The sequence below is a fragment of the Salinicola sp. genome (assembly GCF_982684285.1).
In genome coordinates this window covers 1-6,762 of the sequence record NZ_CEXLVS010000225.1, presented here as the reverse complement: position 1 = coordinate 6,762, position 6,762 = coordinate 1, and the positions used below count along the sequence as shown (strand labels likewise).

Annotated in this window: 7 protein-coding genes; 1 reads left to right on the top strand and 6 read right to left on the bottom strand. The window is 64.7% G+C overall.

The window, feature by feature from the left end; translation table 11 throughout:
• Together AC3AYF_RS16550 and AC3AYF_RS16545 are read right to left on the bottom strand one after the other, a co-directional pair.
• The coding region (locus AC3AYF_RS16550; RefSeq protein ID WP_487780026.1) for an adenosine deaminase family protein at nt 1-387 on the bottom strand (387 nt) is incomplete at its 3' end.
• Nucleotides 388-544: 157 nt separating this feature from the next.
• Complete coding sequence (locus AC3AYF_RS16545; protein WP_295039963.1) at nt 545-1,177, bottom strand: LysE family translocator; 633 nt, start codon at nt 1,175-1,177, stop codon at nt 545-547.
• A 44-nt stretch (nt 1,178-1,221) separates the two neighbouring features.
• Here AC3AYF_RS16545 and AC3AYF_RS16540 point away from each other — a divergent pair, with 44 nt between their 5' ends.
• Nucleotides 1,222-1,779, top strand: coding sequence for a DinB family protein (locus AC3AYF_RS16540; protein WP_295039961.1), 558 nt, complete (start codon nt 1,222-1,224; stop codon nt 1,777-1,779).
• A gap of 6 nt (nt 1,780-1,785) precedes the next feature.
• On the opposite strand, the gene AC3AYF_RS16535 is transcribed toward AC3AYF_RS16540, so the two are convergent.
• The 4 genes from AC3AYF_RS16535 to AC3AYF_RS16520 form a co-directional block, all read right to left on the bottom strand.
• Nucleotides 1,786-2,502, bottom strand: a complete 717-nt coding sequence (locus tag AC3AYF_RS16535) for a haloacid dehalogenase type II (RefSeq protein WP_295039959.1) — start codon at nt 2,500-2,502, stop codon at nt 1,786-1,788.
• A 64-nt stretch (nt 2,503-2,566) separates the two neighbouring features.
• Nucleotides 2,567-4,126, bottom strand: a complete 1,560-nt coding sequence (locus AC3AYF_RS16530; protein ID WP_487780025.1) for a PucR family transcriptional regulator — start codon at nt 4,124-4,126, stop codon at nt 2,567-2,569.
• 26 nt (nt 4,127-4,152) lie between these two features.
• Complete coding sequence (locus AC3AYF_RS16525; protein ID WP_295039954.1) at nt 4,153-5,637, bottom strand: NAD-dependent succinate-semialdehyde dehydrogenase; 1,485 nt, start codon at nt 5,635-5,637, stop codon at nt 4,153-4,155.
• A 120-nt stretch (nt 5,638-5,757) separates the two neighbouring features.
• Nucleotides 5,758-6,534, bottom strand: coding sequence for a DeoR/GlpR family DNA-binding transcription regulator (locus tag AC3AYF_RS16520; RefSeq protein ID WP_295039952.1), 777 nt, complete (start codon nt 6,532-6,534; stop codon nt 5,758-5,760).
• Nucleotides 6,535-6,762: the final 228 nt, after the last annotated feature.

The following is a 6,762-nucleotide window of genomic DNA, read 5'->3' as shown; positions in this document are numbered from 1 at the left end:
CATGCCCCAGCGGCGCTCTGCGTCTCGCATGGCGCGGCGCAATCCCTCGAACGGGACCGCCAGCTCGACCCCGCGGTTCAGATGCGCCTGGGGATCGAACGACAGCTCGACATGCACCACGCCCTCTTCATGGGCGCGCTCGAAGTACGCCATCGCCAGGTCATGGAAATCCTGCTCGGTGTGCAGCACCCGCATGCCCTGGTAGTAAAGATTCAGAAAAGACTGCAGATCGCTGAAATCGTAGGCCGCGCGCACCTCATCCACCGTGTCGTAGGGCAGCGCCACGTTATTGCGCGCCGCCAGCGAGAACATCAGCTCCGGCTCCAGCGAACCCTCGATATGTAAATGCAGTTCGACCTTGGGTAGTTCACGCAGCCAAGTCTTCACGAGCGCTCCTCGCCAATTGAGTGGATGCGTTTCAGGATGCCGAAAATGGTCCATGGAAGAAAGCGTCGGCGAGGATGCCGACGAACCCCAGTAGCGATGACCAGCTCGGTTTTAACGCAGTATCCAAGAGCGCGGTGGTCTGTCGGCATTCTCGGGCTCACACCCGCGTCGTCAGCACCTTGATGCCCAACGCCACCATCGCCAGCCCCAGCACCCGGTCGATCCAGTGGCTGAAGCGCTTGAAAGCGCGATGGATCGGCGGCGTGGAGAGCAATAGGGCCACTGCCGAAAACCATCCCAGTTGAATGAGCATGATCCAGGCGCCGTAGATAGCGATCTGATAGAGCGGCATGTCGGGCGACAGCACGATGGTGAACAGCGAGACGAAGTAGATGGGGGCCTTGGGATTGAGCGCGTTGCAGAGAAAGCCCGTGCCGACGGTGCGCAGCGCCGAACGGGGCGGCGGGATCCTGGCATCGTTGGTGCCTGGCACGAGGGAAGCGGGTCGGGATCGCAACCCCTTGATGCCGAGATAAAGAAGATAAGCGCCACCCAGCAGTTTGATCGCCCACAACGCTTCGGCGGAATTGGCGATCACCGCCGCCAGCCCGAAAGCGGAATAGACGATATGAATCGACAGCCCCAGCGCGATGCCCAGGCTGCACAGCAGGCCGATACGCTTGCCGTGGTTGAGCGTCTGCTGGGTGACCAGCACGAAGTCCGGCCCCGGCGAGGCGGCCGCCAGCAGATGCACGAAGGTGATGACGATCAGACCGTGTAGGATTTCCATGACAATTCCTGCAATGCTGAAGAGAAGCGTGAGGGACTCCTGCCATGATCGAACACTTTCGCCATCAAGCCTACTGCAATCTGTGGTCCAACCATCGTCTGCTGAAGGCCTGCGCCCCATTGCCGGTGGCCGAACTCCAGGCCAGGCGCAGCAGCTTCTTCCCCTCGATCCGTGCCACGCTCAACCATATCCTGGTCGTCGACGCCTACTATATCGACGCGCTCGAGGGGGGCACGCTCGGTCCGCGGGCGTTCGAGGACGAGACCCCGCACGCGAGCATCGATGCGCTGTGGCCGGCCCAGGAAGCGCTGGACCGGCGCCTGGTCACTGTCTGCGAAGCGCTGACCCCCTCGACGCTGGCCGAAAACGTCACGCTCCAACGGGCCGAGCGCCGGCAGCTGGAACCGGCACATCGCGTGCTGGCGCACCTCTTCGTCCACCAGACGCATCACCGTGGTCAGGTTCACGCCATGCTCTCGGAGACCGATGTCGCACCGCCACAGCTCGACGAATTCTTCCTGCTCGACGAAGCGCCTCTAAGGCAGGCGGAGTTCGAGGCGCTGGGAATCAGCGAAGCGCAGGTGTGGTCGACGCTTCGCTAGCGTCGGTCAAACCAACTCGCGATGCGCCTCGGCGAGCGCCGCCATGCTGTTGAAGCGGAAGTCGACCCTCGGCATGTCGCCTGGATTCATGGTCGCGCCGAAGCCCTCCTTGTCGTGGCGACGATAGATCCAGCAGTTGGCCAATCCATACCGGTTGGCCGGCTGGTGGTCGTGGAACATGCTCTCGGCGGTATGCAGGATTTCCGACTTGTCGATCCCGCGCTCACCGAGTTTTTCCAGCATATAGTCGAAGTTACGCGCCGCCGGCTTGTAGGAGCCGATGTCCTCGGCCGTGTAGACCGCATCGAACTCGACACCAAGCTTGCGCTGGCTGTAGGCGAAGCTATCGTTGTCGACGTTGGATAGCACCACCAGCTTGTAGTGCTGCTTGAGATAGCCGAGCGCCTCTGCCGTGTCGGCGAAAGCCGGCCACTGCTTGACGAAGTCGCCATAGGCAAGGCACTCGTCGTGGCTGACCGCCACGCCCCACTCTTCCGCCAGGCGCTTGTAGACGACCGCCAACAGCAGCCGGTACTGCAGATGCGGCGTGTAACGCTGCTGGGTCGATTCATGCCGGGCGTGCGCCTCGAGCACCTGATCGCGACTCAGGCTCTGCCCGGTGCGCTGCAGCAGTGGCTGCAGCCCGGCGACCATGCCGCTCTCCCAGTCGATCAGGGTGCCGTAGACGTCGAAGGTCAGGGTGGTGAAATCCGTCAATTGCATGGGGGGCCCTCTGGTAGTGTCGAGATGCGTTTCCAACGTCGTATGTCGATGATTCGGCCGGCGTTCAGCCGGAATCCGTATTGAGCAGGCGCATGGCGACCTGGAGCTGCAGTCTGGCGTCGGCGTCGTTCAGGGGCATGCCCAGCGCCGTCTCCAATCGCTCGATCCGGTAACGCAGCGTGCTGATATGGATATCGAGTGCGCGGGCGGCCCGCGCCAACTGAAAGCCACTGTCCGCCAGTGCCGAGAGCGTCTCGATGGCGCTCTGCCGTCGCGCGCCTTGCCCCAGGGCACGGGAAATACGCTCGAGGAACAGTCGTCGAGCCTCGGTATCGCCCTCCAGCACCCGGTCGAACAGCAAGGCTTCGAAATCCCGGCGCTCTCCCGGCCTGAGGGAGGGCAGCAGGCGCGCCACGTCTCCGGCACCCTCGGCAATGGCCGTCGCCCCCCGCACTTCGCGACTGATCGCCATGGCCGCCGCGCCATCGTTGAGTTCGCGCCAGAGCATTGCCGTCGAGATATCGGTGCGAACCAGGAACAGCAGCTGGTTGAGCGAGACGGAGATCAGCGGCGGCAGGCCCTGTGCCTCGAGCTGCTCCCTCAGGCGACGCTCCCATCGCTCCCGACGCAGCAGCCCGTCCCGGCTCAGCGGCACCGGCTCGTTGAGCAGGATGGCACAGACATGGTAGCCGGTATGAGGATCCCACCCCTGCAGCGACGCGCGCTCCAGCGCGGCCGGAGTGGGCTCGAACCGTCCCTCCAGCAACGAGTCGACGAAGGCGTAGCCGAGCCGGGTCTCCTGTGCCTGCAACGCCCGCTGGTGGGACAGGTGCAGTGCAGAGATCAGGGCGGCCTGCTCGGCGGCGCGCCGCTCCAGCTCGCCGACGGGAGAAGCCGTCTCGTCGATCCACAGCGTGGCGGCCGGCACCTCCAGAATTCGCACCGGGCAGGCCAGCATTCGGCCGCCGCCCTCCTCGCCCAGGGAGCGCGCCGAGACCGCGGTCAGGAACTGGGCATCAGCCAGCATGGCCGAGGTCGGCAGGCGCATCGCCTCGATCCCGGCGCTTCCTCCCAGCCATTCGCCCTCCAGACCGGTGAAGAGCACGTCCCGCTCGAGCAGCAGGCTCAATGCCGTGGCGATATCGCCCAGGCTCCGCGCCGTCAGCGCCGACCGGGTGAGGTCGCGATGAATCCGCTCCGCCTGGGCGATCAACTGTCCCTGGCGGGCGATCAGCCAGGCGTGCACCTCCTCGGTGATCTGGCTGAACGGAACGTCCCAGGGGATCTCCAGCAGCGGGAAGTCGAGCGATTCGGCAACATGCCGGCTGGTCTCCGGAAAGGCGGTCAGAAACCGGGGCACCGCCAGCGCCACGCCGGCCAGCTCCTTCTTCACCAGCGCCTCGATCAGTGCCCGCTCGGCGGACGGCTCGTCAGGCCAGTGATAACCGGTGGTCAGCAACAGTTGGCCCGCGCGAACCCAGGCGACGATATCGGGATGATCGACCATGTGCACCCAGCGCAACGGTCGATCCAGCGAGCGTTCGCCAGCCACCACGCGAGCGTGGCGCAGATTGGTCTCACGCAGCGCCGTGGCCAGGTCGAGTTCGACCGGCGGTCGCGCCATGCCGGCCTCGTCAACCGACACGGCGGTCAGCCATCCAGCCGCGTCGAGACGAACTTGGTATCGAGATATTCATCGATGCCGTAGCGGCCACCCTCGCGACCCAGGCCGCTGTCCTTGACGCCGCCGAACGGCGCCTGGGGCACGGAAGGCGCGCCATCGTTGACGCCGACGATACCGTAGTCCAGCGCTTCGGAAACGCGTGCCGCCCGACCCAGATTGCGGGTCCACAGGTAGGCGGCGAGGCCGAAAGGCGTGGCGTTGGCGGCGGCGATCGCCTCTTCCTCGCTGTCGAATACGATCAACGGCGCGACGGGACCGAAGGTCTCCTCCTGCATGATCTGCATGTCGTTGGAAACGTCCGCGAGCACCGTCGGCGCGACGAAGAACCCGTCGACCTCACGCTCGGCCGTCAGACGACGAGCCCCCTTGGCCAGGGCATCGTCGATATGAGACTGCGCCTTGTCGCGCCCCGCCTGACTGACCAGCGGACCGATCTGGGTCGTCTCGTCTTCCGGCTGTCCAACGCGCAGTTCGTCGACCGCAGCCGTCAGACGCTCGGAGAAGACATCGAGAATGCCACGCTGAACGTAGATACGATTGGCGCAGACGCAGGTCTGGCCGCCGTTGCGGAACTTGCTCGCCATCACCTCGGCCACCGCGGCCTCGATGTCGGCGTCGTCGAAGACCAGGAACGGCGCGTGCCCGCCCAGCTCCAGCGACATGCGCTTCATGGTGGCGGCGGACTTGGCGTAGAGATGCTTGCCGACCGGGGTGCTGCCGGTGAAGGTCACCTTGCGGATGCGTCGATCTTCCATCAGCACGTCGCTGACCGCCGCGGGTCGCTCGGCGGTGATCACCTGGAACACCTCCGCCGGCCCGCCGGCCTGCTGCCAGAGCTGGGCCAGCAGCAGCGCCGTGACCGGCGTCTGCTCCGCCGGCTTGACGATCACCGAGCAGCCTGCCGCCAGCCCCGGTGCCACCTTGCGGGTAATCATGGCGGCCGGGAAGTTCCATGGCGTGATCGCGAGCACCGGGCCGACCGGCTGACGCAGCACGGCAAGCCGCTTGTCAGGATGCTGGCTGGGCAGAATGTCGCCATCGATACGCTTGGCCTGCTCCGCGTACCACTCCAGGAAGCTGGCGGCATAGTCGACTTCCCCCCGCGCCTCGCGGATCGGCTTGCCCATCTCCCGGGACATGGTGACGGCGAGGATTTCCTTGGCCTCCATCATCGCCCGGTGCCACGCCTTGAGCAGAGCCGCCCGTTCGAAGGCGGTGGTCTTGCGCCACGCCTCGAAGCCGCGCTGGGCGTTGTCGGCGGCCAGCTTCGCCTGCGCCACGCCGCAGTCGGCGACCTCTGCGATCACCTCCCCGGTGGCGGGGGAACGCAAGGCGTAGCGGCCCGCATCGGCGGCATCGAAGCCGACGATCGAAGCGGGATAGTAATGGGCATCAGCGGGCGTACGAAGCGGTACGGTTGGACTCTGAAGAGAGGATGAGGAGGAAGACATCGATCCGGTCACCTGTGCGAAAAGAAGGAAGTCTAGCCATCCTACCTTCAGGTCGAAGCGAAATCCTCCTGCAAAAAGTCGGATAAATCGGTCAAAAAACCCTGCTTGTCGTAGGGCGCATCAAACCACCTGGATCTTCGAGGCGGCCTCTTCGGTCATCCGGCCGCGCCAGGTCCGCCCGGGATCGCCGCTGGTCAACAGGGTGTCGAAGTCCGGCAGTTCGGCGAAGAACGCCGCTCGCATCACATCGAGCTTGCTCTCGTCGGCGATCAGGATCCTGCGTTCCGCGTGTTCGATGGCGGCCTGCTTGGGTGCCACTTCATGGAAGTGGAAACAGCTTGCTCCCTTTTCGGCATGGACCCCGGCAGCGGAGATCAGCGCCTTGTTGATACCCAGGCGGCGAATCGCCGTGGTGACGTCCTGCCCGCCGAAGGAGTCGGAAGCGGCGTAGTAGAGCCCGCCCAGCACCACCAGGCGCATGTTGGGCATGTCGCGCTGGCTGAACGCGTTGGCGACGTTGAGGGCATAGGTCACGATGGTCACGTTCATCTCCCGCGGCAGCAACGCGCAGAACGGCATCAACGTCGTGCCACAATCGACGAAGACGGTATCACCCTCCTCGATCATCGACACGACCGCCTCGCAGAGACGTTGCTTGGCCTTCGCATAGCGATCTCTCTGTGCATCGAGATTATAGGCGGCGGCAAACTGAGGGTTGTCGGCCATGACCAGGTGGCCACCAAAGGAGATGATGGCACCGTTACTGGCGGCGATGTCCCGCCTCACCGTCATCTCGGAGACGTCGCACAGCGTCGCCGCATCGGCCAGCGGAAGCGCGCCGTTGCGCCGGATCGCTTCACGGAGTCTCTCGAGCCTCACGGCGCTGCGGCCATTCATGACATTCTCCCGACATTATCTTCCCGATCAGGGTGTTGCGACATCGTTTCACGCGCCATGTCTCTTCCTTGGACACTCACCAGCTGGCACGGTATCACCGCCGGTCATCGATGTTACCCCGTAACGCAGCGAGGAGCCCGCGGGCTCCTCGTCGACGAATCCACTCCAGCAGCGTCAGAACTGCCAGCCAACGCCGAAGTAGTAACCCCATCCGGTGGAACGCAACTC